The organism is Streptomyces vastus, from assembly GCF_039532825.1.
GTDB lineage: Bacteria > Actinomycetota > Actinomycetes > Streptomycetales > Streptomycetaceae > Streptomyces > Streptomyces vastus.
Genome location: NZ_BAAASJ010000030.1, coordinates 20,956 through 44,333, shown reverse-complemented (window position 1 = coordinate 44,333; position 23,378 = coordinate 20,956). Strand labels below are relative to the sequence as shown.

Annotated in this window: 23 protein-coding genes and 1 pseudogene; 8 read left to right on the top strand and 16 right to left on the bottom strand. The window is 70.3% G+C overall.

The window, feature by feature from the left end; genetic code table 11:
• The first annotated feature begins 252 nt into the window (after positions 1 to 252).
• The gene (locus tag ABD357_RS13740) at positions 253 to 1,029 is read left to right on the top strand and encodes an Fpg/Nei family DNA glycosylase (RefSeq protein ID WP_344390113.1); all 777 of its coding nucleotides are present in this window, start codon (positions 253 to 255) and stop codon (positions 1,027 to 1,029) included.
• Between the two features lie 369 nt (positions 1,030 to 1,398).
• Entirely contained in the window at positions 1,399 to 2,163 is a 765-nt protein-coding gene (locus tag ABD357_RS13735; protein ID WP_344390111.1) for a hypothetical protein, read from the top strand.
• A 113-nt stretch (positions 2,164 to 2,276) separates the two neighbouring features.
• On the opposite strand, the gene tgmB is transcribed toward ABD357_RS13735, so the two are convergent.
• From tgmB to ABD357_RS13710, 5 genes are all read right to left on the bottom strand, one after another.
• Entirely contained in the window at positions 2,277 to 3,236 is a 960-nt protein-coding gene (gene tgmB, locus ABD357_RS13730) for an ATP-grasp ribosomal peptide maturase (RefSeq protein WP_344390108.1), read from the bottom strand.
• A gap of 14 nt (positions 3,237 to 3,250) precedes the next feature.
• Positions 3,251 to 3,442, bottom strand: coding sequence for a putative ATP-grasp-modified RiPP (gene tgmA, locus ABD357_RS13725; protein ID WP_033328160.1), 192 nt, complete (start codon positions 3,440 to 3,442; stop codon positions 3,251 to 3,253).
• A 345-nt stretch (positions 3,443 to 3,787) separates the two neighbouring features.
• Positions 3,788 to 4,582: a hypothetical protein gene (locus ABD357_RS13720; protein WP_344390107.1), complete on the bottom strand. Its 795-nt coding sequence runs from the start codon at positions 4,580 to 4,582 to the stop codon at positions 3,788 to 3,790.
• An 89-nt stretch (positions 4,583 to 4,671) separates the two neighbouring features.
• Complete coding sequence (locus ABD357_RS13715) at positions 4,672 to 5,304, bottom strand: RNA polymerase sigma factor (protein WP_344390106.1); 633 nt, start codon at positions 5,302 to 5,304, stop codon at positions 4,672 to 4,674.
• A 564-nt stretch (positions 5,305 to 5,868) separates the two neighbouring features.
• Complete coding sequence (locus ABD357_RS13710; protein WP_344390105.1) at positions 5,869 to 6,282, bottom strand: hypothetical protein; 414 nt, start codon at positions 6,280 to 6,282, stop codon at positions 5,869 to 5,871.
• A 97-nt stretch (positions 6,283 to 6,379) separates the two neighbouring features.
• Between ABD357_RS13710 and ABD357_RS13705 the strand changes: the two genes are divergently transcribed.
• Together ABD357_RS13705 and ABD357_RS13700 are read left to right on the top strand one after the other, a co-directional pair.
• The gene (locus tag ABD357_RS13705) at positions 6,380 to 6,874 is read left to right on the top strand and encodes a DUF1877 family protein (RefSeq protein ID WP_344390104.1); all 495 of its coding nucleotides are present in this window, start codon (positions 6,380 to 6,382) and stop codon (positions 6,872 to 6,874) included.
• A 261-nt stretch (positions 6,875 to 7,135) separates the two neighbouring features.
• Positions 7,136 to 7,750 carry an FMN-binding protein gene (locus tag ABD357_RS13700; protein ID WP_344390103.1) on the top strand — a complete coding sequence of 205 codons (615 nt, stop codon included), beginning with the start codon at positions 7,136 to 7,138 and terminating at the stop codon, positions 7,748 to 7,750.
• Positions 7,751 to 7,924: 174 nt separating this feature from the next.
• On the opposite strand, the gene ABD357_RS13695 is transcribed toward ABD357_RS13700, so the two are convergent.
• The 7 genes from ABD357_RS13695 to ABD357_RS13665 form a co-directional block, all read right to left on the bottom strand.
• A complete protein-coding gene (locus ABD357_RS13695) occupies positions 7,925 to 9,445 on the bottom strand; it encodes an NCS1 family nucleobase:cation symporter-1 (protein WP_344390101.1) in 1,521 nt (506 codons plus the stop codon).
• A 412-nt stretch (positions 9,446 to 9,857) separates the two neighbouring features.
• On the bottom strand, positions 9,858 to 10,142 hold the full coding sequence (locus ABD357_RS13690; RefSeq protein ID WP_344390099.1) for a serine hydrolase: 285 nt from the start codon (positions 10,140 to 10,142) through the stop codon (positions 9,858 to 9,860).
• A 37-nt stretch (positions 10,143 to 10,179) separates the two neighbouring features.
• Entirely contained in the window at positions 10,180 to 10,755 is a 576-nt protein-coding gene (locus ABD357_RS13685) for a hypothetical protein (protein WP_344390097.1), read from the bottom strand.
• On the bottom strand, positions 10,752 to 12,146 hold the full coding sequence (locus ABD357_RS13680) for a hypothetical protein (protein WP_344390095.1): 1,395 nt from the start codon (positions 12,144 to 12,146) through the stop codon (positions 10,752 to 10,754). The genes ABD357_RS13685 and ABD357_RS13680 overlap by 4 nt, the downstream gene beginning before the upstream one ends.
• On the bottom strand, positions 12,143 to 12,976 hold the full coding sequence (locus ABD357_RS13675; protein WP_344390094.1) for an ABC transporter ATP-binding protein: 834 nt from the start codon (positions 12,974 to 12,976) through the stop codon (positions 12,143 to 12,145). Before ABD357_RS13675 ends, ABD357_RS13680 begins: the two co-directional genes overlap by 4 nt.
• Positions 12,973 to 13,791 carry a zf-HC2 domain-containing protein gene (locus tag ABD357_RS13670; RefSeq protein WP_344390093.1) on the bottom strand — a complete coding sequence of 273 codons (819 nt, stop codon included), beginning with the start codon at positions 13,789 to 13,791 and terminating at the stop codon, positions 12,973 to 12,975. The genes ABD357_RS13675 and ABD357_RS13670 overlap by 4 nt, the downstream gene beginning before the upstream one ends.
• Positions 13,788 to 14,348, bottom strand: a complete 561-nt coding sequence (locus ABD357_RS13665; RefSeq protein WP_344390091.1) for an RNA polymerase sigma factor — start codon at positions 14,346 to 14,348, stop codon at positions 13,788 to 13,790. The genes ABD357_RS13670 and ABD357_RS13665 overlap by 4 nt, the downstream gene beginning before the upstream one ends.
• Before the next feature lie 401 nt (positions 14,349 to 14,749).
• Here ABD357_RS13665 and ABD357_RS13660 point away from each other — a divergent pair, with 401 nt between their 5' ends.
• Together ABD357_RS13660 and ABD357_RS13655 are read left to right on the top strand one after the other, a co-directional pair.
• Positions 14,750 to 15,310 (top strand): RNA polymerase sigma factor, encoded by a 561-nt coding sequence (locus ABD357_RS13660; RefSeq protein ID WP_344390090.1) that lies wholly within the window; start codon positions 14,750 to 14,752, stop codon positions 15,308 to 15,310.
• A complete protein-coding gene (locus ABD357_RS13655; RefSeq protein WP_344390089.1) occupies positions 15,307 to 16,509 on the top strand; it encodes a CU044_5270 family protein in 1,203 nt (400 codons plus the stop codon). Before ABD357_RS13660 ends, ABD357_RS13655 begins: the two co-directional genes overlap by 4 nt.
• 244 nt (positions 16,510 to 16,753) lie before the next feature.
• On the opposite strand, the pseudogene ABD357_RS13650 reads toward ABD357_RS13655, so the two are convergent.
• The 4 genes and pseudogenes from ABD357_RS13650 to ABD357_RS13635 form a co-directional block, all read right to left on the bottom strand.
• A pseudogene (locus ABD357_RS13650) lies at positions 16,754 to 16,990 on the bottom strand (hypothetical protein); the annotation flags it as partial.
• A gap of 109 nt (positions 16,991 to 17,099) precedes the next feature.
• Entirely contained in the window at positions 17,100 to 18,530 is a 1,431-nt protein-coding gene (locus tag ABD357_RS13645) for a phytoene desaturase family protein (protein WP_344390088.1), read from the bottom strand.
• Positions 18,527 to 20,293 carry a DUF3556 domain-containing protein gene (locus tag ABD357_RS13640; RefSeq protein WP_344390087.1) on the bottom strand — a complete coding sequence of 589 codons (1,767 nt, stop codon included), beginning with the start codon at positions 20,291 to 20,293 and terminating at the stop codon, positions 18,527 to 18,529. The genes ABD357_RS13645 and ABD357_RS13640 overlap by 4 nt, the downstream gene beginning before the upstream one ends.
• A gap of 126 nt (positions 20,294 to 20,419) precedes the next feature.
• Positions 20,420 to 21,805, bottom strand: coding sequence for a class I adenylate-forming enzyme family protein (locus ABD357_RS13635; protein WP_344390254.1), 1,386 nt, complete (start codon positions 21,803 to 21,805; stop codon positions 20,420 to 20,422).
• On the opposite strand from ABD357_RS13635, the gene ABD357_RS13630 reads away from it, so the two are divergent.
• A complete protein-coding gene (locus tag ABD357_RS13630; protein ID WP_344390271.1) occupies positions 21,725 to 21,919 on the top strand; it encodes a hypothetical protein in 195 nt (64 codons plus the stop codon). The two genes, ABD357_RS13635 and ABD357_RS13630, sit on opposite strands and share 81 nt — an antisense overlap.
• A gap of 115 nt (positions 21,920 to 22,034) precedes the next feature.
• Complete coding sequence (locus tag ABD357_RS13625; protein WP_344390086.1) at positions 22,035 to 23,318, top strand: RsbRD N-terminal domain-containing protein; 1,284 nt, start codon at positions 22,035 to 22,037, stop codon at positions 23,316 to 23,318.
• Positions 23,319 to 23,378 lie beyond the last annotated feature (60 nt).

Here is a 23,378-nt window from a genome sequence, read left to right as displayed (position 1 = left end):
GGGCGGCGTCGCCGTCTCCGGGTGTGCAGCGGTGCGAAGAGCGCTGGAGGGGCAGCGGCAAGGGCAGCTGCCCCAGGCCGCTGACCTGGGGCATCAAGAAGAGCGGGGCCTTGCCCGGGCCGAAGGAGCCGCTGTTGGCCGTTGCGCGGTGCGTGCGGTGCTGCACGTGACCTGCCCAGGAGACACCATGTTCTGCGGGAGGCCGCAGCCGGACCGAGAGCGTGGATCTTCGCGTGAGAGAGGAGGCACCCCATGCCTGAGCTGCCAGACGTCGAGGGTTTCCGGAAGGTGCTCGAGTCCTGCGCGAAGGGCAAGATCATCCAACGCGTCGACGTGCGCGACACGGGCGTACTGCACGGGATGAGCACGGGGCAGCTGCGTGACGCGCTGGAAGGCCGGCGTTTCACCGAGCCGGAGCGGCACGGGAAGTGGCTGCTCGCGCGCACCGGCGGCCCCACCCTTGTGCTGCACTTCGGTATGACCGGCCAATTGGTCTGCAGTCATCCCGACGACGCGGCAGAGGCGCACGACCGCGTCCTGTTCACCGTGGCCCGTGACCGCCAGCTCCGCTACCGCGACCAGCGCAAGCTCCAGGGCCTCTGGCTGGCCGACGACGAGTCGGAGGTCGCACGGCTCCTGGAACGCCAGGGACCCGACGCGATGGCGGTGAATCGTAAGGAGTTCGAGGCCGCGCTCACCGCACGCCGCGGCAGCGTCAAAACGGCTCTCACCGATCAGTCCGTCCTGGCCGGACTCGGCAATCTGCTGGCCGACGAGATCCTGTGGCGGGCAGGACTGCGTCCCACGAGAAAGGCGGGCGATCTCACCGAGGACGACTGCGGTCGCCTGTACACGCACATGCGCCGCACCCTGCGCTCCGCGGTCGCCGCCGGCTGCGTCCCGCCGCGGGACTCCTGGCTCACCGGTCACCGCGACGACCCCGCCCCCGCCTGCCCGCGCTGCGGCAACTCCCTACGCCGGTCCCGCCTGGCAGGCCGCGGCACGGTGTGGTGTCCGCAGTGCCAGTAATACGGACCCTTGAGCCTCCGGGCGGTGCCCACATCGCTGCCACTGCCTGCCCGGACTGACCCGACGGTCTCAGGGGCGGGACAGCGACAGGGCCCCTCGGCCTTCCAAGTCTGTTGGTGGGGCGCAGGGGCCGTGCGCAGGGCCGTTCTGGCTTTGTCCACGAGTCCGTACGGCACCGGGGCGGCCCTTCCTCGATGGCTGCCAGGTGCTGCCCCGGATGATCTGGAGTTCCCGCGGCGGGCAGTTGACCCGCCGGGCAGACACTCGACTCAGGGGTGGGGATTGATCACTTCAATATCGGCTGCTGCTCCGCAGCGGCACAGACCCTCGGCTGCGCGGCGCGCGGCCGCCGCGGCGGTGGGCGGGGGCATGGCGCTGGTGGGCGTGGGGCTCACGGCGCCGGCCGCGCACGCGGCCGACAGCGACATCTCGTTCTCGAACGTCGTGGTCAACAACGGCAAGCCCGTCGTCGTCGGCATCAGCGCCGAGGTCGAGGCGCAGTTGACGTACACGGTGCAGAGCAACGTGACGCTCGACAGCTGGTGGGTCAGCGCATACCGGGGCACCTACGGGACCAACGAGTACAAGCTCGCGGTCTTCACGACCCGGTGGAGCTGCGGCCAATCCTCCGCAGGCGGCTACACCTTCCACGACTGCGACGAGACGATGACCATCGACCCCGACAACATGCCGGGCGGTAATGGCAACAAGCTCATCAACAGTGACGCCACCGACTTGAAGACCGTAGGCACGGCCATCAAGAAGGGCGGCGGTTACGACACCGACCTGCTCTCCGCGACGGTCCGCCTCCAGCGTGCCTCGCGCATCCAGAACATGAACGCCTCCCCGGAGCCCGTCACCAAGGGCAGGCCGATCACCGTCATCGGCACCGTGCAGCGCGCCAACTGGAGTCTGCACCGCTACGACAACTACGGCGGCCGACTGGTGAAGCTGCAGTTCAAGCCCGCCGGTTCCAGCACCTACACCACGGTCAAGTCGGTAACCGCCAGTAGTACCGGCTACCTGAAGACCACGGTGACCGCCTCCCAGGACGGCTCATGGCGCTGGCGCTACAGCGGCAACTCCACGACCGGCGCCAGCAACTCCTCTGCTGACTACATAGACGTCAACTAAGTCTCCAGGGCGTCCTCGACCTGCGTCTCGGTCGCCGCGCCTGACCGCGCAGCGCGAAGGCCCCGCTCCGACGGGGCCTTCAGCATCGGATCGCCGCTTGCCGGGTGGCTGTCTCACCAGTGGTGGCTCGGGTGAACGCGGCGACCCGCCTTGCGCTGTGCCAGCCACAGAGCGACCGCCTCCGAGATCGGCTGCCCGGTCTCCAGTTCGACGAAGCCGAACTGGCCGCTCTGGTTGCACTCGAGGAACCACCAGAAACCCTCCTCATCTTCAGCGAAGTCGAAGGCGGCGTAAGCCAGTCCAGCCATGGCGACGTACTCGCGCACCGACTTGCCGACGCGTTCGGGCACCGAAACCGCCTCCCAGGTGTGCTCGGTGTCGCCGTAGCGCCCGTCGACCTGGTCCGGCTCGGCCGTCTTCCGCGCGGCGAACAGCCGGGTGCTGACACAGGTCAGACGAATGTCGGCACGTTTGGATATGTACCGCTGCAGCAGCGCGGGACCGGCCGCGACGCCGGAGAAGTCCGAGTCGGGTCCGATCAGGGTGGTGGGCAGGGCCAGCGTGGGGTCACCGGGCGGCGGCCCCGAGGCGGACTTCACCACCACGTCCCGGTGCTCCTCGGCGAACTGCTGTGCCAGGCGTGGGGAGGTGGTGATGACGGTCGGTGGTACGGCGAAGCCGCTGAGATGAGCGGCCCTCAACTGCCATGGCTTGAGGCGGGCTTGGTCGGCGTTGCGCGGATGGTTCATCCATCGGGTAGGGACGGAGTAGAGCATGCCGAACAGCGCCTGGCGGGTCTCGGCGGTCAACCACGCCGAGGGTTGTGCCGCGTGCGCGGCCGGTTCGCCGGGCCTGCGCACCCATACGGACCGCAGGCCTCCCATGGTGAGCACATGTCCGTTCACCGACAGGTGACCCTCGAAGTCGCCATGGGCGTAATGCGCGGACAACACGGCCTTGCCCGGCAGATCGGCAGGGTCCAGCCGCATCACGGGAACCCCCGCCTCGTGCAGCTTGGCCACCACCATGTCGGCGGTGACGTCCTCCTCGGACGTGAGGATCAGTACGGTCATTCGGTTACGGATCGTCAGTCGTCGAAGTGGGTCTGGGAACCGGCGGTGGACGTCGTCGTACCGGCCGCCAGAAGGAGGTCCGGGTCGGTGACGGCCGGGCGGCCGTCGGGAAGCACGTTCAGTTGAAGCGACTCGTCGAAGCGGTATGGCGTCACCACGGTCGCAAGCGGCCTGGGGAAGGCGTAGTTGAGGGTGAACGGTCGCACTCGAAACCTCCAAGTTCGCACGCTGCCTGCGTGCAGTCCCTCGCGCGTTCCTTGCGCAAGAATTCTTCACTTCTGCCACATTTGGTGAAAGATCATCACATATCCGTCGCCTCACCAGCCTCTTTTCGCAACACTGACACCAAGAGCACTTGTTTTCCCCACCACTTACACATCGAAAGAGGCGCCGCAAACGTCACAGGGGCATGCCTACGGCTACTGGCTCACGTGAGGTGCGAGCCTCGGATCGGGGTGCCTCGCTGTGCGCGAGTGATGCCGTCCGTCCTGCGGGAGGCCGCACTCTCCACGTACGCGAACGTCGAGCGGCGCGGCCGGCGGGCGCAGAGGTTACCCGTGGTTCCCGCCGCTTGCCCGGCCGTTGCCGGCCGCGTCGTCGGCGCTGCCGGGATCGTTGCCGGGATTGCCGTTGCCGGACGTGCCGGTCTTCCCCGCCGTTCCCGTGCCGGCGTCTGCGGCACCCGCGCTGGATTTGCCCCTGTCGACGGACCTGCTCGGCGTGGCTGTCGCCCGCGCCAGCTGCTCGGCGCAGTACGCGGCGACCTTGCTTTCGCCGCCTGCCGCCGCGACGAGCCGCTGCCATGCCGTCGCGTCGAGCGTCTTGCCGCGGTCCTTGACCTGTTCGTAGGCGCGGCAGTGGGCCTCGATGTCCTGGGCGGAGGACGGGCCGTCGCTCGTTCCGGGGCCGCCGGAGGATGCCGGCGAGGTCTCACCGCCCGGCCGGGCCGGGGCGACCACCGAGGGGCTCGGGGTCTTCTGGCCGGTACCGTCCGCGGACGAGCCGGCAGAACCGATGGCCGCGACGGCGACACCGCCCAGGGCGAGGCTGGTGAACACAGCGGCGAACGTCGTCTTCACACGGCGCCCGGCACGTCGGTCCGCGGGCAGCCGCCAGTCGTCCCTGCGCCGGGTACGCGCTCGGTGCGCCCCCGCGCCGCGGGCGGCCCGGAAGGCGGCCACGGCCCGCTGCTCCGCTTCGGGGTCGAGATCGCTTGTGAGCACGGCGGCGGCGAGCACCGTCTGCAGCGCGGCGTCGTCACGCAGGTCCCACGAGCCGGGAACGGCGTCGCCGGGGTGCACACGTCGACGGCCCGTTACTCCGTCGCCGCTCAGCCGATCACCCATGTCCGTTTCCGTTCTCGCCCGTCCTGTTGGACGCATCCGGCGTGTCGGGTCCTGATGCCTGTCTGCCCGTTCACTGACGCCGTCGTGACTCATGTCGACTCCCCCAGCGTCCGGGAAGCTTCATCCGTCACACCCTTTCCCGTCTCCCTCCCGACACCCAACTGGTGGGCGAGGCGTTTCAGGCCCCGGTACGTGGCGGTGCGCACCGCGCCGGGGCGCTTGCCGAGGACACGCGCGGCGGCCGGGCCGTCCAGGCCGACGACAACGCGCAGGAGAACGGCCTCGGCCTGGTCCTGCGGCAGCCCGCGGACCAGTTCCAGGGCCCGCTCGGTGGAGAGGGACTCCAGGGCCTCTTCATGGGTGCTGCGCGGGCCCGGCAGGTCCAGTACGTCCTGTTCGATCGACCCCGGACGGGGCCGCACGCGCTGACGGCGCAGATGGTCCAGTGCCCGGTGTCGGGCGATGGTCGCCGTCCAGCCGCGGAAACCTGCCCCGTCTCCCTTGAACCGTCCGAGGTCACGGGCGATCTCCAGCCAGGCGTCGGACGCCACGTCCTCCGCGTCTTCACCGACGAATCCGCGCAGATAGCCGAGCAGGGCCGGCTGCACGATCCGGTAGGCGACCGCGAACGCGGCTTCGTCCCCGTCCTGTGCCCGCGCGACGGCCGTGCCCAATTCCCCGTCGTGGGCCTGTGCGTAGCGGGGTTGCCGTTCCTGGCCCAAGACCGTCCTCGTTCGCACCGGGGTCATTGCGAGTCCGTGCCGTCCGAAGCGCCCCGTGCGCTTCGACGGCCCCATGGTGACAAGCGTGCGTGCACACAGAAGTGTCACAACGCATCGAGCGCCCTTCACGTCGTCTCCGGGGCCGCTGTCGCACAGCCGGCGAAGGCACGAGACCATCGACCACTCCAACAGACCGGCCGCATACGGGCGTTGAGCCGACGCGTACGTCGGGAGCCCGACGGCGTGACGCTTCGTCAACATCGGCGGGTCCGGCGGTCGAACACCGGTGCGCGACCGGCACCGTTCTGTCCGGGTGACGTTTCGCGCCGACCGTGCGCTGTGTGAGTGCCGAGTCCGCGCCGGACAGGCCGACGGCGGCCGCCCGACCGGACGTCGACGACGCAGACCACTCCCCGAAACCCTGTCCGTGCTGCCCCAGGCTCCCCCCGGGGGAGCGGCACGGAGAGGGAAGGGGGCGGCCGGGCCTCCGCCCACTGCACGGAGGCCCGGCCGCCCCACATTCGTCGGACCGAACAGCGGGCGGTCAGGCGCGGATCACGGACCTCACCGGGGCCGCCGATCGAGGGCTTCGAGTGCGCCGGTCGTCGCGTCGCGGCACAGCAGCCGCAGCGAGCCGTGCCCGGCGAAGCAGCGGACGGCCTCGTCGATGGGGTTCCACAGTCGTCCGTCACCGGTGCGGATGCAGTGGTCGCCGTCCGCCTCCCACCACTCGCCGCCCGCCTGGCGGATGATCACCTCCCCCGCGTAGGCCCCGAAGCCGCGCAGCACGCTCTCCACCGCGGCGTAGGGCGTTGCCTCCCGCCGCAGCTCGTCGATCATCCGGTCGACGCGCCAGAGGCTCGTCGCCGAGTAGTCGAGGCGCAACCGCGCCCCCTCCCGGATCGTCGCAACCGTGTCCGCCGCCCACCGCACTGGCTTGGCCGCGGCATGGGCTCTCGATTCCTGCTTGGTCGTCACATATGGAGAAGCGAGGCCGGCAGCCGATCCGTCACCCGGTTACGGGCGTCCGCCGGGCCGGAGTGACGCTCCGGAGCCCCTGTGCGCTCCTTCTGTGATGAGCACCTACTTCCATCTGCGAGCTGTGCCGCCCGCGGCACTGCGCAACAGCGTGACCTGGCTGGAACGACTGTTCGGGGACGACTGGGATACCGTCCGGCGCCGCGTCGACCGACGTCGCGAGGAGGTGATGGACAAGCGTTATCTGGATCAGGAGCTGCTCTACGCAGCCGATCCTGCGCATCGCGCGGGGGATTGGCCCCAGGCCCAGGTGGTGCTCGGCGGCCGGCCGGTGTTCCACCCCGACTCCGACAAGCCGCCGTTCCTGCTGCTGACGGCGGGCCGGGCGCGCCGTGTGGCCGGGTTCCTGACGATGGCGGACTTCGACGCGCTGTGGGGTTTCGCCCGCGACGAACTGCTCCCGCGCTACGGCGGCGTGACGGCGGAGCCCGACACACGGGACTTTTTCGCGGCGGCGCACCGGGACCTGACGGAGTTCTACACGCAGACGGCCGAGTGCGGAGACGCGGTGGTGAAGTGGCTGCCGGCCTGAGGCACACGGCTCGGCAGCCGTGGCGCGCCGCCCTCCGGTGGAAGCCTCTGCGCATCAACTGGCCTGAGGAGCCACGCCTGTCCAGCGTCGGGGTGAAGCACGCGGGACGGTCTCCGACCGGCCGGTCAGCCCTTCTCCTCGATGCTCACCGGCCGGTCGTTCCTCAGCTCGGTGAAGAGCTTCTTCGCCTTCCCCGCGTCTCACTTCACCGCGCTGCCCTTGGACCGTGACACTTCGCACGCCGGATGCGCTGGGACTCCCATGAGGAAGAAGCACCCGTTCCGCCGTGTGCTGCTGGCCACCGTCGGCACCGTCTCCGGCATAGTGCTGCTGCTGGCGCTGAAACCGACCACGGACCCGGCGCTGGGGAACGCCGACGCCCCCACGCCCGCGCTCACGGCGGACGTCACCGCGTTCCCTTCCTCGTCGGTGTCCTCGCAGTCCCCGTCCGCGTCGCCCTCACCGCCGAAGACGTCCGAGAAGGGGCGTACTCCGTCCCCTTCCTCCAGGAGCGCGGCACCGCCGGACCCGGCGTCGTCCGCCCCCGCGAAGACCAGCAGCGCCCCCTCCGCCCCGAAGACCACCTCGGCCGCGCCCACCACCCGTACTGTCACCGGGACCACGGCCCAGACGAAGTACGGTCCGGTCCAGGTACGGATCACCCTCACCGGCAGCAGGATCACCGGGGCGACCGCCGTCCGTTCTCCCGACGAGACGCCGCGGAGCAAGGAGATCTCCTCCACAGCCGTCCCCAAGCTCAATCAGGAGACGCTGGAGGCGCAGAGCGCGGACATCGACACGGTGTCCGGCGCCACGTACACCAGCGCGGGCTACGAACAGTCCTTGCAGAGCGCGCTGGACCGGGCCGGTGTCTGAATCCCAGTCGACTGAGGGAAGCCGTCGCGACTGCACATGGATGCCGGTCGCCTTTCCTGGTTCGGGGGGACTGATGCCCCGGTTCCTCGACCGTCCGCCGCGCGACGAACAGGGCGCCTGGCAGGCATCAGCCCGGGTCAGGCGCCCTGATCGGTTGTTGGAAGAACCAGGTTCCTATGCTTCTGTCGCCTCTGGCACTTCCGTTGCCGCCGTCCTGGCGGGGAGCGGGCTCCTGCCCCCGCTCAAAGCGAAGTAGAGCACCCCGGCCACGGCGACGCCGATGAACCAGGAGTACGGACCCAGATTCGTCCCGTATCCGGAAGGTCCGTAGACGGGAAGGATGCTGGAGAAGACGGAGCCCACCGCGGCGGCCGCGAACGCCCGGATGTTCCAGCCGCCCTGGAAGCGGAACTCCCCGTGCTCCTGGTACAGCGCGGGCACGTTCAGCTGTGCCTTCCTGATGAGGTAGTAGTCGACGATGATCACGCCGAAGAGAGGGCCCATCGTCGAGCCGATGGCGTTGACGAAGCTGGGAGCGTTGTCCCAGGGGTGAAGCGGGTAGAGCATCAGCGCGATGACGGCGGCGATGAGGCCGCCCCGCCGGAAGGTCACGTACTTCGGGGCCACGTTGGCGAAGTCGAAGGCGGGGCTGACGAAGTTGGCGACGACGTTGATGCCCAGGGTCGCCACGGCGAAGGTCAGGGCGGCGAGCAGGACGAGGAACGCGCTGTCGAACTTGGCGGAGATCTCGGCCGGTTCGAGGATGACCTCCCCGTACACCTTGCTTGCGGCGGCCGTGGTGGTCGCCGCGACGAGGGAGAAGAGGATCAGGTTGACGGGGAGGCCCCAGATGTTGCCCTTCTTGAGGGCCTTCTCATCAGGGGTGAAGCGTGCGAAGTCGCCGAAGTTGAGGAACAGGGCCGCGAAGTAGGTGACCCAGGTGGCGGCGATCGCGGCGATCGCGGCGAGTGAGCCGGGGCCGACGTCGAGTCCGGTGGCGCTCTTGGCGAGTGTGGCCAGGTCGCCGCTCGGCATGTCGACGGAGAAGGACAGTGCCCCGGCCTCCACGGACAGCGCGATCGCCAGGATCAGCATCATCAGCCAGACCGCCGGTCCGGCGAAGTCCTGGAAACGGCGGACCGTTTCCATCCCCTTGCTGATGATGAGCAGTTGGGCGGCCCAGACGCCGAGGTAGCACAGCACTTCGAGGCCGCTGTGGTCGAAGAGCCGAGTGGTCTCGTGCAGGTCCTTGGGGCCGTCGTAGCGGACGAGGAAGGCGACGACGGCGCCGGCGGCGGCGCTCGTCTGGGCGCCGTACCAGAAGGTGGCGACCACGGCCCGTACGAGAGCCGGGACGTTGGCGCCGAAGGCGCCGAACGAGGCACGGGCGAGGACCGGGTAGGGGACACCGGTCCTGACGCCCGCCTTGCCGATGAGAGTCATCAGCCAGTAGATGATCAGCGAGCCCACACCGATGCCGATGAGGAACTTGAAGGTGTTGCCCGCAACGAGGAACAGGCTGGCGGCCAGGAAGTAGCCGTACAGACTGTGCACGTCCGAGGTCCAGACGTTGAAGATGCTGAAGGCGCCCCACTTGCGCTCGGTGGCGGGGGCGAGGTCCGCGTTGTAGAGACGGGGGGAGTACCCGGGCGGGGTGGCGGTTCTGTCCGCGTCCGCGCTGTCCGTGGCCGTCATGTCCTGCTCCTTCTTGCTGTGCCCCATCCCCTACCGGCGTCGTGCCGGACGGTTGATGCGGCAGCTAACGGCCCGGGTGTTGCACCGGCATGTCGGGCGCGTAGCACACCCGTCAACGGAAAATCTCTTCCATATCCGGATCGAGTCGCCGGTCGATCCGTGCCTGTGGAGCGGGTTGGACGAGGGGCGTGATCGCAGGCGAGACGGACTCCCACGGAACTGTCGGCCGGTGACAAGGGCCCGGGGCGCGACGCGTGCCCGTGCCGCTCACTGCTGGTGACGAGTCACCGTCACTGCCACCGCGGTCAATGGCAACCAGGTCAATTACAACTTCAAGGTCGACGACAAGGTCTAGTGAACACAGAGCCCGCGCGACCTCCGTCGGCATATGCGTCGTGATGGGGATCCGGCGTCAAGCGGGGCGGAGGGCCTGATAGCCGCGGGCCTGGTCGGGCATCTCTGTGGTCGTGTTGACGGACGCGGTGTGCGTCATGCGCAGCGGCTTGAAGAGCTGGGCTGACAGGTAGTCGGCGAAGGGCTGTCCGCTGACCACCTCGACCAGGCGGGCCGCGACGAAGTAGTTGGGGTTGTGGCAGCGGTGCCGGGTGTCCGGCGCGGTGGCGAGGTGCGCCTCGCGCATCGCGGCGACGGCCTTCTTGAGGTGTGCGGTTGGGGCACGGAGGGCGGATCCGCGCACGATCACGGCCGTGTCCCGATCCGGTGGCCGGGTCCGGTTACCGTCTCGGTCCCGCGACGGCGTAGGCCGCGGCGCCGGCAATCGTGAGGACCAGGGCCGTCCAGGTGCCCGTTGCCGTGCCGGGTGGCAGCAGCATCCAGGTCGCCACCTGCATCGGTGCACTCGTCGGGGGCGGGGCGAAGAACGAGAACGAGAGCCAGGCGAACGGCAGCGTCCATGCGTACTGGCCGCCCGAGAGCGCCGCGCCGAGGGCAACCAGTCCCATCAGGCCCGCGCTGTTGCGGGCGACGAACGCGGTGGTGGCCATGTCCTCGCCCATCGTCTGCACCGCCAGCAGCACCGCGCCGACGACCGCGCCGGCGAGCAGCACGTGCGCCGCTCTGCGGGGCACCCAGCGGATCGCGGCCGTCCGGTCCAGCGCGAGGTCCTGCCCGCTGAGCCCGATCGAGGCTGCCATCGCCCCCGCGGCGAGGACGAGCGCAGGCACCCGCGGATCACCAGGCCCTCCGCTGCCGTCCTGGGTGAGTGCCCCCACCGCCACCGCACTGACTACCACCGCGACGAGCGAGGCGGGTACTTGCCGCGAGCGCGCGTACAGCGTCAGCCATCTCACCGGGACGCACCGCCTTTCAGCGCGTCGTACACGTCGCCCTTGCAGGAGAGCGCGGCGGCGCGCATCGCGTTGATCCGTGAGCGCTGTTCGGCACGCGGCAGAGCCTTGAGTTCCTTCCATATCGGGCGGGCCTCGTCGTCGACCTCGCGGCCCCAGCTCACTGACTCTGTGCCGGGCAGCGACCTCAGGTCCCCGAGGACCCAGCCCACCGCGACGGTCTGAGCGACGCCGTCTCCCGAGCCGGTCCAGCCGACGGGGGTGCACCCTGGCACCATGCCTTTGGCGATCAGGGCCCAGGTCAGCTCCTTGCCCTTCGCGGCGGTGATGAGGTCGTCGTCGAAGTCGACGAGTACGGCCTTGCGGGACCACTGCGGCGTGGCGCCGTGCGGCAGTACGGCGGTGTTCTCCCGGATCGAGACCGGCGCCTGGCCGCCCAGGGCGCCGTGCAGCAGTCGCAGCGCCTCCTTGCCTGGACCCGCCAGGTCGGCGAGCCGCGCCCGGTGCGTCTTGGACACGCATACCGGGCCGTCGCACACCAGCTCCGCGGCGGCCTCGTCGAGGACGTACATCCGGCGCGGGTCGGAGGGGAGGACGAGCAGGGCGAGAGCCGCGCCCGCCAGGACGGGCGTCAGGGCGATCAGCCGGGTGCGCGGGGTCGCGGCGACCAGCAGCGCGAAGCCGGTCGCGGCCAGGCCGAGCAGCCAGATCGTCTGACCGACGTGCACGGGGGCGGAGAGCGTGACGAGCACGTCGCGCACCTCCTGCACCGCCGGTGACAGCAGGGAGACCCGGTTCGGCTCCGTGTTCGTGACCCCCGCCGACGTGGTCGTCTCCGTCCGGCCCAACGACATGTGCATGAGGGCCGTGAACACGAAGGCGCTCATGGCGAGCGTGGGTGGGGTGAGCGCTGACGGCACGGCCCGTCCGGCCCCCATACCCAGCACGGCTCCGGCGACGAGGAAAAGTGCCCCCACCAGCGAGATCGGCAGCCACCCGAGGTGCGTGTAGTCGGTGTTGGCGAGCACCTGGACCCCGCCCACGAGGACGAGCAGCGCAAAGGCCGAGGCCAGGGTGATCGCCGTCGTGCCCGCCACCGCTGCCGCCCGGTGCCAGGCGGGCCGCGGCGTGCTGGTCAGCAGCTCGGACATCTTCGAGCGGTGGTCGCGCAGGCCCTGCAGCGCCCCGAGCCCCACGGCGAGTGGCCACAGGTAGAACAGCAGGGAGCGGGTCCACAGGGCCATGGACGTCCACTGGGCCGTCCACGCCGTGGTGCCCCTCCACCACTCGGAGTTCAGCAGGTACAGGAACGCCAGCGCCGTCGTCAGGACCACGGCGCCGGCCCACGGGGCGACGGAGCGCTTCAGCTCGGTACGCAGGACACTGACGTTCACCAAGTGCCCCTTTCTTGCTTGGGGTTGAGCAGCAGCGCCGAGTAGCCGCGCTCCAGCGGGCTGTCTCCCTCGTGCTCCGGGCCGCCCACCGAGGCCAGCTCGTCCGGAGGGCCCTGGAAGACCAGCCGGCCCTCGGCGAAGAGCACCACGTCGGTGCAGGCGGCGGCGACGTCCTCCACCAGATGGGTCGAGACGAGCACACAGGTGTCCGTGCCCAGTTCCTGCAGCAGCTCGCGGAAGCGCAGCCGCTGTGCCGGGTCCAGGCCGACCGTCGGCTCGTCCAGCAGCAGGATCGTCGGGTCGTTGACGATGGCCTGGGCGATACCGACCCTGCGCACCATGCCGCCCGACAGGGCCTTCATCTTCTCGTCGGCGCGGTCCGCCAGACCCACCCGCTCCACGGCGCGCTGCACCGCCGCGGGGATCTCCGCCTTCGGCACCTCCTTCAGCCACGCCATGTACTCGACGAACTCGCGCACCGTGAAGCGCTTGTAGTAGCCGAACTCCTGCGGGAGGTAGCCGATCCGGCGGCGCAGCGCACGGTGCTCGCCCATGCCGCCCGCGGACTCGCCGAGCAGCTCCAGGGAGCCCTCGGTGGGGCGCAGTACGGTGGCCAGCGTCCGGATGAGGGTGGTCTTGCCCGCCCCGTTGGGGCCGAGGAGGCCGTGTACGCCGGTGCCCAGCGACAGGTCAAGGCCGTCGACGGCCATCCGTTTCCTGCCGACCCTGACCCTCAGCCCGGTGGCCTGGATCTCCCAGGCGTAGGCCGTCGGTGCGATGTCGGCCGCGCTCATGGCGGACGTCATGTGCTGTTCCTTTCGGATGGTCATCGATGGGCTCCCAGCACGGAGTACGCGCCCCTGCGGGCGATCACGACACCGATGCCGAGCGCGAGGATCAGCCCCCACACGGGCAGACCGCCCGTCTGCAGGGCGAAGGTCGTACGGCTGGTGGCCAGAGTCGGCGCCACGACCACGGCAGCCCACACGGCGGCCAGCACGACGGCGGCGCGGGTCACACCGACGACACCGCCGAGCGCCAGGGTCGTCGCGGTGAAGGCCAGACAGGGCAGCAGCCACTGGGCCACCATCACCCCCGTCACCCATCCACCGACCAGCAGCGCGGGGACTACCACGCCGAGCACGGACGCCGTCCGCCGCAGCACCAGATAGAGCCCGGACCGGGGCACCGAGGCCGTCAACTCATACGCCGGGTCCAGACCACGCGACCACGACGCCGCGACGCCGAGCACGGGCAGGACCGGCGCGAACAGCAGCACCAGCGACACCTCGCCGGTACCGGTGCCGGCCAGGTCGAGCAGCAGCGCCAGCAGCGTCACGCCTACGACCATGGCCAGCCACGGCACCATCGTGGGCGTCATCCACCTCGACAGCCGCGCCGACCAGCGCCGTCCGCGCGGCATCGTGGCGGTGACCGCCAGCTGGGGTTCGAGGCCGGACCACACGGTGTCGACCAGCGACGCCACGGCGGGCACCGCGGCAGCGACAGCGGCGGACAGCCGGTCACGGCACACCCGGCACGTCTCCAGATGGGCCTCCACGGCCCACACCTCGTCGGTGGCGAGGTCCGTGCCGCCGCGCGCGTAACCCTCGATGACTCGCATCGAGGCGTGTTCAACACTCATGCCAGCGCCCTCCGCATCGCGATCCGAGCCCGGCGGGCACGTGTCTTGACCGTGCCCTCGGGCAGCCCGAGCAGGACCGCGGTCTCCCGGACGGACAACCCGTCGAGCACCATGGCCTGCAGTACCTGCCTGAGTTCCGGTGCAAGGCGCCGCAGCGCGTCACCGACGTCCCCGTCGACGGTCGCCGCGAGTGCCTCCTCCTCTGCGGCGGGCGCCGCGTCGGGGAGAGCGGCGGCCGGCGGCGGCTCGGCATGGTGGGCCCTGCGCCGGAAGGCGTCGACGAGGCGGCGCGCCGCGATCGTCCACAGCCATCCCGCAGCGGTCCCGCCCACCGAGGCCCCCGCGAACGCGCCCGCCGCGCGCCACACCGCCAGATACGTCTCCTGCATGACCTCGGCGACGATCTGCTCGTCGGCACACCGACGCCGCAGCCGCACCGCCATCCACGGCGCGGTGCGCCGGTACAGCTCCTCGAACGCCGCGCGGTCACCCCTGGCCACCAGCTGAACGAGACGCTCCTCGTCCAGCTCGCCCGGTGCCTTCCTGACTGCTCTCACACCCACTAGACGCCCGGCCGGGACGGCAGGTTTTCCCCCTTCCGTGATCCCCGTCACATGCTCGGCCGTGCGCCAGGAACCAGACGGTGAGCGAGCTCGCCGCCCTGCACGACGACATCGAGGCCCCGCTCGACGAAGGCCCCGGGCCTCGCCCTCCGCTACCCGGGGGCGCTCGCCTTCCTCGACACGCGGAAGCCGTTCACCGGCCGCCAGGCGTGCGGCTCCGTGTCCGCTGCCTGCTGTGTGGTGAGCTCGGCGTCGCAAGGGACGTCTTACCTCCGTGACGACGCAACCGAGGGCGGCGCTATGTCGTCTCGGCCGTGCGGATTCCGCTCGGCCTGTAATAACCCGGCTGTCACGCGCATTCCTCAGTGACAGAGCCCGATACGAGGAGACGGCGCGTGACTCAAGTCCAACGCTTCCGGGACGTCTACGAAGAGTGCTATCCGCGTGTACTCGCCTATGCCACGAGCCAGGTGGGACGGCAGGTCGGGGAGGACATCACCAGCGAGACCTTCACGGTCGCGTGGCGGCGGATGCGGGACGTTCCGCAACCCGCGCTGCCCTGGCTCCTGGGCGTGGCCCGCAACCTGGTGCGGGAGCTGCGTCGCCGGGACAGCCACCAGTACGCCCTCGCCGCACAGGAAGCACAGCGCATCAGTACCGGCGCCGGGACCGAGGCGCAGGACGTGGCCACACGCGTGACCGATCGAGAAGCGGCGCTCCAGGCCCTGGCGAGCCTGTCCGGCGCCGACCGGGAACTGCTGACTCTGATCGCCTGGCACGGGTTGAGCCCCAAGCAGGCCGCACGCGTCCTGGGCTGCACCACCGCGACCCTGACCGTCCGGCTGCACCGGGCCCGTCGTCGGCTGGAACGTGCCGTGGAGGCCGTGTCCGTACCCCCCGCACCGGCAGTGCGCCGCACTGACGGCCGCACCGACCGTGAAGGAGCAATCGCATGAGGAAGACGTACGAAGGGTCCGCGCGGCGGCGAGACGTCATGAAGGTGCTCGCGGACGCCCGGCCCGCCGAGCTGGACCCGTCCCTGTTGGCGGGCTCCCGTCGGCAGCGCGAGGACCTGGCCCGGATCACGGCCGCCACACAGGAGGGGCCCACCGGAGGCCCCCTGGCATGGCTGCGTCCCCGGTTCCTGCCGCTCGGGGCCGTCGCGACCGTCGCGGTGTCCGCGATCGTGGTGGGCACCCTCGTCCAGCAGGACCCGAGCGGAACCACGGGCGCGCAGCCGGGCACCCGCCCGCCGTCGGCCACCGCGACGGGGCTGGACGGCCGGATGGAACTGCTCGGCGCGGCGAAGGCGGCGGAGGCTTCGACTGCCGAGGGAACGTACTGGCAGGTGACCACGCGGGCGGAGAACGTGGACGTCGTCGGTGAGCCGGGACGGCGCTTCACCGTGCGCAGCAGCGAGACGCAGGAGTGGTCGGTGGGGGTGCGCCCGGGAACCCGGAGCCTGATGGTCACCGGCCTGGACGCCGTGACCGAGCCACGCACGGCGGCGGACGAGGAGCGCTGGCGGGACGCCGGTTCACCGCGGCAAGTGGAGAGCCCGGCAGGGGCCGACGGTGGGATGAGGGTCGGGCTCACGATCGGAACCAGGCGGCCCATGGTCATGCGCACCGACCACGACAACAAGATCTACGCCCTCGGCCCGGACAACGTCTCCTACCAGGCTCTTCGGCAACTGCCCACCGACAGCACACGGTTGCGCCGACAGTTCGAGCGGCTGTACGAACGGGACGGCGGCGGCGAGAACAGCGGCGACCGTACGACCTGGATGCTGCGCCAGGCGGCCGACGTCATCACCATGCCGGTGAAGCCAGGCACCCGGGCCGCCGCGTACCGCCTGCTCGCGGACCTGCCGGGCATCCGCGTCCAGGGCTCCGTCACCGACCCGCTGGGCCGCGAGGGCATCGGCATCACGCTTCCCGACAACCCGGAGACCCCGCTGGGGACTGTGGAGGAGCGGCTGGTCGTGGACCCGTCCACCGGCGCTCTGCTCGCCGAGCTCGTCGTCCTGGCCGAACCGTCGGCCACCGCGCGGCAGGCGGGGCTGGACGCGGGCACGACGGTGAACTACTCGGCGACCACCCGGATGGAGTGGGCGCAGCGGCAGATCACCGTGCCGAAGAACGCCCGGCACTGAACGCCCCCGCACGGGCCCGGAACCGCGGGCACGGAGTTCCCGGCACTCGCGCCGTACTGGCCGCGGGAAACGTCGCCTGTGAGAGCACGACGGGCGCGTGCGGTCTGGTGGTTTCGCGCAGGATCGGCTGACGGTTTTTTCGAGCACGCGGGAAGGTGTACTCGAACCGGGCCGCGCCCCTCACGCAACGAGCGCCTGTGGCCCGCAGCGTCCGCTGCGGGCCACAGGCGGTCGGGCGTTGGGGTCAGGACGGGTCGCCGTACTGGAGGCCGCGTCCGTTGGTGCCGACATAGACGCGCCCGTAGGTGTCGGGGTCGCCGGTGACGACGCCGGTGCCGCTGATGCTGCCCCACTGGTGGGCGTCGTCGTTGACGCGGAGCCAGGTGGCGCCCTGGTCGGTGGAGCGGAGGACGCCGGTGACGTCCTTGACGGTACCGATCAGGTACAGGGCCTGGTAGGAGGCGCCCGGCGCGGCCTTTCCCGGTCGGCGACGACCACGGCGCCGGTTCCCGGGGGCCGGTCAGGTCCCGTACCGCAGACGCGTACATGCTGCGGCTTCTTCACCCCCGGTGCCGCTCCCCGCCTCGGCGTCACGGGTCCCGGGTCTGCCCTTCGAGGTGGCGCAGAGCTCGTGCGGCGGCGTGGGCTCCGCACATTCCGTGCGCGCCGGGGCCGGGCGGGGTGGCCGCGGAGCACAGGTAGTGGCCGGGCAGACCCGTGTCGTACGGGTGCGGGGTGGGCCGCGGGCCGAACAGCAGCTGGGGGATGTCCGTGGCGCCGGTCATGATGTTGCCGCCGACGTAGTTCGGGTTGTACGCGGCGAATCCGGGCGTGGTGCGCACCGCGGTGCCGACGATCCGGTCCCGGAATCCCGGGGCGAACCGTTCGATCTGGGCGGTGATCGCTTCTGTGGCGTCGCCGGGCCAGTCGGCCGGCACGTGGGCGTAGGTCCACACCGGGTGCACGTCTCCGGCCGATCGCGAAGGATCGGCCAGATACTGCTGGCCGACCAGGACGAACGGCCGCTCGGGCATCCGTCCGGCGTGGATGTCCCGCTCCGTGGCCGCGACCTCGGCGTACGTTCCGCCGACGTGCACCGTGCCGGCCCGCCGCGCCGCTTCGGCGGTCCAGGGCACGCCGCCCTCGACCGCGAAGTCGACCTTGAACGCCCCCGGGCCGTACCGGAACCGCCGGTAGGCACGGGCGACCCGGGGCGGCAGCCGGTCACCCATGATGTCGGCCAGTGCGGTGGGCGCCACATCCCAGAGGGTCACGTCCGTGGGCGGCAGTTCGGCGGCCGACCGCACCCGCACGCCCGTCTCGATCTTCCCGCCGAGGTCGGTCAGCAGCGCGGCCATGGCATCGGTGATACGGCGTGATCCGCCGACGGCCACGGCCCAGCCGTGGCGGTGCCCCGCGGTGAGGATGCCGAGTCCGATGGCGGCGCTCAGTGGCCGGTTGAGGGGGTGGAAGGCGTGTGCCGCCACCCCGCCCCACAGCGCCCGCGCCTCCTCGGTCGCGAACGCCTTCGCCAGCAGCGACGCGGGGGCCAGCGCGGGGACGCCGAAGCGGGCGAGTCGGACGGGGTGCCGCGGGACGCGGAGCAGCGGGCCGAGGATGTCGGCGCCGAAGGTGTCGTACGCCGCCGACGGGCCCTCGAACAGCCACCGCCAGCGTCGGCCGTCGCCGCCGAGACCGGCCGCGGTCTCGGTGACCGAGCGGTGCAGCACCCCTGCCGCGCCGCTGTCCAGTGGATGTACGCAGTCGATCTCCGGCAGCGCCCACCGCAGCCCGTAGCGGTCCAGGCCGAGCCCGCGCAGGAACGGTGAGCCGACAGTCATCGGGTGGACGGCCGAGCAGTGGTCGTGCAGCAGCCCGGGAAGGATCGCCTCACCGGAGCGGGTGCCGCCCCCGATCTCGTCGGCCGCCTCGAGGACGCTGACGTCTACGCCTTCCCGGGCCAGGGCGATGGCGGCGGTCAGCCCGTTGGGACCGGCGCCGACCACGGTTGCCGTACTCATGTCGTCAAGCTTTCCACCGTGCCCTGCTGCCCCACCACCGGCGACGACTGCTCGCGGGTCCAGGTCACGTCGAGCGGGATCGGGCCGTTCGGCAGCCACGGCTGCTCCTTGACCGCGTCGGCGACCTTCCACGTACCCCGCTCGATGACCCCGAGCGCGGCGTCGATCACCTGGTAGTGCTGCACCTTGCGGTGAATGGCCTGCGACTCCACCCATACGACGATCCACTCGCCCGGGGCGAACCCGACCCGGGACTGCACGGCGTTGACGAGGTCGATGTTGTGCAGGTGGCCGTCGCCGAAGTTGAACCCGATCAGCGAGTTGCACGCGAACTCGCCTTCGCGCACGGTCCGTCGGTCGAGGTCGGGAAGGTTCTTCATGAGGACGGAGAACAGGCCGCGGCCCTGGCTGTGCATCGACCGCCAGGCGATCGTCTGCTGCATGGTGATCTCGGCGACCGCCGCCGGGTAGCCCATCGCCTGGAGCTGGTCGACCTGGTTGGTGGTCGGGCGGTGCGGCAACGAGTTCAGCTTCTGCTCCGCGTCCGGCGCGAAGACCCACAGTGCGGAGGCCCAGTTGCCCGCGTACTGGCGCATCGAGGGCAGGAACGACACCAGGTCCGGGCGCAGATTGCCCAGCACGGGAAGGACCAGAAGCGCGGCGGCGATCCCGGCGGTCAGCCACGGCGAGGACATGTCGCCGACGCCGTAGCCGTCCTGGGCCGGGAAGCCGAGGAACAGGAAGACCGACAGGTACGCGAACAGGATGTTCCACTCCAGCGGCACCGCCAGCGGGAACGTCGAGACGATGAAGAGGTGGAAGACGACCATCAACGCCACGGCGGCGACGGTCAGCCAGTGGTTCGTGGAGAAGAGCAGCACCAGCGGGGTGATGATCTCGACGGTGGTGCCACCGACGTGCGCGATGAGGGTCGCGGCCTTCGACGGGCGGATGTCACGGGGGAAGTCGCGGTAGTGGAGCCGCTTGATCCGCCTCGACGGGACACAGGGGCTGTTGGAGACCATCGGCGACACCACGTTGGTGAAGTGAAGGCCGAACTTCGACACCCCGGCGCCGATCCACACCACGCAGATCAGCAGCTTCGCCGCGACGATCATGTCGGTGAGGGGCAGGACGGCGAAGAACACCAGCGCGGGCAGGTACTGCTCGCCCCGGGCGGCCAGGAAGAGCGTCTTGTCCCGCAGGCCGCACGCGACGTACAGCGTGATCGGCGCGATCAGCAGGGCCGCGGGCACCAGTCCGTCGGTGGGCACCGCGACCGCTGTCAGCAGGGACGCCAGGAAGGCCAGGTAGAGGACGACATCGGCCACCGTACGGCGGTCGCCGTCGGTGAACGGCACCCGCTTCCAGGGACGCAGCCGGATGGTGCCGGGCCGGGCCCAGAACAGGATGCCGCCGGTCATCGGCTTGAACTTGCCCGCGATCGGGCCCCAGGAGCCGGCCACGCCCAGCGCCTCCAGGAAGACCGTCCAGAGCAGGAGCTTCTGGTAGACGTCCGGCTGGTCCCACCAGTGGGCGACGTCCCAGAACGGTCCGGCGTCCGAGGTCCAGGTCACCAGGGCCGTACCGGCGAGGACGTACAGGATGAGGACCTTGACCACATACGTGGTGGGAATCATTTTCGGCGAGCCGAAACCGTACTCCACCCAGTGCAGGGCCAATGTTTTCATGCGTTCCTGAAGAGGCTTGTCCAGGAATGTTTCCGGATCGACCGGCGGGAAGTCGCCTTTTTTGAACCCCATTGGTCTCGCCTTTCTCGTACCGATTTTCGGGCGTGCTGATCCACACCGGAAATGCGCAGGGAAATGTCCGGGTGATGCGGGGTGGTGATGTAGGTGTGAGGTGCGTTTATGCGGGGTGATTGTGCTTTACGGGCTCACGGTGAACGAGCGCAGGCGGGGTTTGTCGATCTTCCCCACCGGATTCTTCGGCAGCGACTCGGTGACCACGACCGACACCGGTACCTTGACGCGGGCCAGCGAGCCGCGGCAGTGCTCGACGAGTTCCTCGGCCGTGGCGGCGGCACCCGGCAGCAGCGTGACGTACGCGACCGGCACCTCACCGAGCACCGGTTCGGGCGCGCCGACCACCGCCGCTTCCAGCACCGCCGGGTGGGTGTGCAGGACGTTCTCGATCTCCTTGGGGTAGATGTTCTCCCCGCCTCGGATGATCATGTCCTTGATCCGGTCGACCAGAACGAGATGGCCGTCCGCGTCGAAGCGCCCGACGTCGCCGGTGTGCAGCCAGCCGTCGACGACGGTCCTGGCCGTCTCGTCCGGCAGCCCGAGATAGCCGCGCATGACGTTCGGGCCGCGGACCACCACCTCGCCCACCGACCCGGCGTCTAGGAGGTGACCCTCGGCGTCCATCACGGCGACCGTCTGCCCCGGCAGCGGGAGCCCGACCGTCCCCGGCTTGCGCGGCCCGGCGGGCGGGTTCAGCGTCGACGCGCAGGTGCCCTCGGACAGCCCGTAGCCCTCGACGACCGGCACCCCGAACCGGTTCTCGAACCGGGCGATCAGCTCGGCGGGCATAGGCGCGGCCCCGCAGATGGCCCGGCGCAGCGACGAGGTGTCCGGGCGTACGTCGTCCGGCGACGAGACGAGCATGGCGTAGATCGCCGGTACCGCCGAGAAGTACGTCGGCCGCGCGGCCTCGACCGAGTCGAAGAAGGCCGACGCCCGGAAGCGCCCCGCGATCGTCGCCCGCCCACCGGCCAGCAGGGGCGACAGCACGCTCACCACGATCCCGTTGACGTGGAACAACGGCAGAACCAGCAGGCTGTGATCGGTCTCGTCCAGACCGATGCCGTCGACGATCATCCGGCACATCGCGGCGATGTTGGCGTGGTCGAGCATGACGCCCTTCGGGCGGCCGGTGGTCCCGCTCGTGTAGATGATCAGGGCGAGGGCGTCGGAGGCGGGGGAGACGGCGTCCGGGGACCGGTCAGCGGCGCCGGCGAACACGGCCACCTCCAGGGTTCCCATGCCGCCGGCGTCGGTGATCACCACCTTGGCGCCGGAATCCTCGATCTGATGGCGGGCCTCGGCATCGGTCAGCGCGGGATTCACCGGCGTGACCGCGGCGCCCAGCCGCCATGCCGCGAACATGATGACGACGAGTTCCAGACGGTTCGGAAGAGCCACCGCGATCACATCGCCGATACCGATTCCGTGAGTGCGGAGAACACTCGCCGCGGACCGGACCCGTTTCAGAAAAGCGTCATTGTCAAGCTGCTCGCGATCATCCGCGATACAGGGTCCGGTGGGATTCCGGCCGGCCCGGACGTCCGGCAATTCGGCGATGTGCTGCACGATTTCCTCACCATTGAGTCGCGCTATGACGAAGGTAATAGACCAACGCAATAACTGAAAGGTAGGCAGGGGATACGCGTCCGGCCATGGGCTCGCGTCCCAGCCCGGACCCACCTTTTTGTGCCGCCGTCACAAAGCGGGAGGCGGACGTCTCGGGTACGGTCCGGCCATGAGCGCCGCCCATGTCAACGTCGACGTGATCGTGCGGGACGTCGCCAGGCGCACCCAGGCCGATCTCGAGAACCTCACCGCCGAGATGACCTCGATGTTCGTCGACGTCATCCCCGAGTTCCGCCACGACGACGCCGTACGACGGCTGATGGTCGCCAGCACCGCGTCGAACCTGGCGGCGATCGTCGACATGCTGGCGCTGAACATCTCCCTCGACGACATCACCGTCCCACCGGCGGCCGCGCAGTACGCCCGCCGCTTCGCCCAGCACGGCCTTTCCCTGGAGGCACTGCTGCGCGCCTACCGCCTCGGCGAGCACATGTTCGTCCAGCGGGCCATGACCACCCTCGGCCGTCTCGACCCGCCCACCGAAGAGGCCCTGGCCACCGAAGAGGCCCTGGCCACGACAAGCCGGATCGCGCTCCTGACGAACCGGTACATCGACCAGGTGATCGAGGGCGTCATCGCCATCTACGAGGACGAACGCAGCCGGTGGGACGCCCGTTCCGACGCGGCCCGCGCCGCCCAGGTCCGCGCCGTACTCGACACCGAGGGGCTCGACCTCGCGTCGGCCGAGAAGATGCTGTCGACGTCCCTGCGAGGCTGGCACCTCGCTGCGATCATCTGGACGCAGCCCGGTTCACCCGACCCGGACGCGGCCCAACTGCGCGCCGGCGCAGCCATGTTGTCCGCGGCCACCGGCAAGGCTCCACTGACGATCTCGGCGGACGAGCGAACGCACTGGGCCTGGATCTCATCCACCGCCAAACCGACCCTCAGGCTCCCCCTGCTCGAACACGAACTGGGCAAGCACCCGGCACTCCGGATCGCCGTCGGCGACGACCCGTCCCCCGGGCTCGACGGCTTCCGACAGACCTTCCGGGACGCGCAGCGCGCCCGCACGGTCGCCGTCACCGCGGCCGACCCGCACCGCGCGCTCGTCCTCCACTCCCAGGTCGCGCTCGCCGGCCTCCTCGTCGATCACCTCGCCGACGTCAGAACATGGGCGGGACGCGTCCTCGGCGGCCTCACGCGCGACGACGACGCCACGCTCCGCCTGCGCGAGACCGTGCAGGTGTTCCTGGACGCCCAGGGCAGTTTCACCGACGCCGCCGCACGCATGCACGTCCACAAGAACACCGTCCACTACCGCGTACGCAAGGCCGAGGAGATCCTCGGCCACCCCCTCACCGAGAACCGTCTGGACATCGAGGTGGCCCTGCTGACCTGGGCGCAGCTCGGACTCGGAGGAGCAGGCACACATCCGGCACGCGACAACTGATCACCGCGGACAGCAAAAAGGCCCGGGTCGCCGACCTGGGCCTTAGTCGTGGAGCGATGG

What these genes read in the sequence shown, in the direction of transcription:
- ABD357_RS13740 (WP_344390113.1), top strand. Translation starts at nt 253, where the DNA reads ATGCCTGAGCTGCCAGACGTCGAGGGTTTCCGGAAGGTGCTCGAGTCC.
- ABD357_RS13735 (WP_344390111.1), top strand. Translation starts at nt 1,399, where the DNA reads ATGGCGCTGGTGGGCGTGGGGCTCACGGCGCCGGCCGCGCACGCGGCC.
- tgmB (WP_344390108.1), bottom strand. Translation starts at nt 3,236, where the DNA reads ATGACCGTACTGATCCTCACGTCCGAGGAGGACGTCACCGCCGACATG.
- ABD357_RS13720 (WP_344390107.1), bottom strand. Translation starts at nt 4,582, where the DNA reads ATGGGTGATCGGCTGAGCGGCGACGGAGTAACGGGCCGTCGACGTGTG.
- ABD357_RS13705 (WP_344390104.1), top strand. Translation starts at nt 6,380, where the DNA reads ATGAGCACCTACTTCCATCTGCGAGCTGTGCCGCCCGCGGCACTGCGC.
- ABD357_RS13700 (WP_344390103.1), top strand. Translation starts at nt 7,136, where the DNA reads ATGAGGAAGAAGCACCCGTTCCGCCGTGTGCTGCTGGCCACCGTCGGC.
- ABD357_RS13695 (WP_344390101.1), bottom strand. Translation starts at nt 9,445, where the DNA reads ATGACGGCCACGGACAGCGCGGACGCGGACAGAACCGCCACCCCGCCC.
- ABD357_RS13675 (WP_344390094.1), bottom strand. Translation starts at nt 12,976, where the DNA reads ATGACCATCCGAAAGGAACAGCACATGACGTCCGCCATGAGCGCGGCC.
- ABD357_RS13670 (WP_344390093.1), bottom strand. Translation starts at nt 13,791, where the DNA reads ATGAGTGTTGAACACGCCTCGATGCGAGTCATCGAGGGTTACGCGCGC.
- ABD357_RS13655 (WP_344390089.1), top strand. Translation starts at nt 15,307, where the DNA reads ATGAGGAAGACGTACGAAGGGTCCGCGCGGCGGCGAGACGTCATGAAG.
- ABD357_RS13645 (WP_344390088.1), bottom strand. Translation starts at nt 18,530, where the DNA reads ATGAGTACGGCAACCGTGGTCGGCGCCGGTCCCAACGGGCTGACCGCC.
- ABD357_RS13640 (WP_344390087.1), bottom strand. Translation starts at nt 20,293, where the DNA reads ATGGGGTTCAAAAAAGGCGACTTCCCGCCGGTCGATCCGGAAACATTC.
- ABD357_RS13625 (WP_344390086.1), top strand. Translation starts at nt 22,035, where the DNA reads ATGAGCGCCGCCCATGTCAACGTCGACGTGATCGTGCGGGACGTCGCC.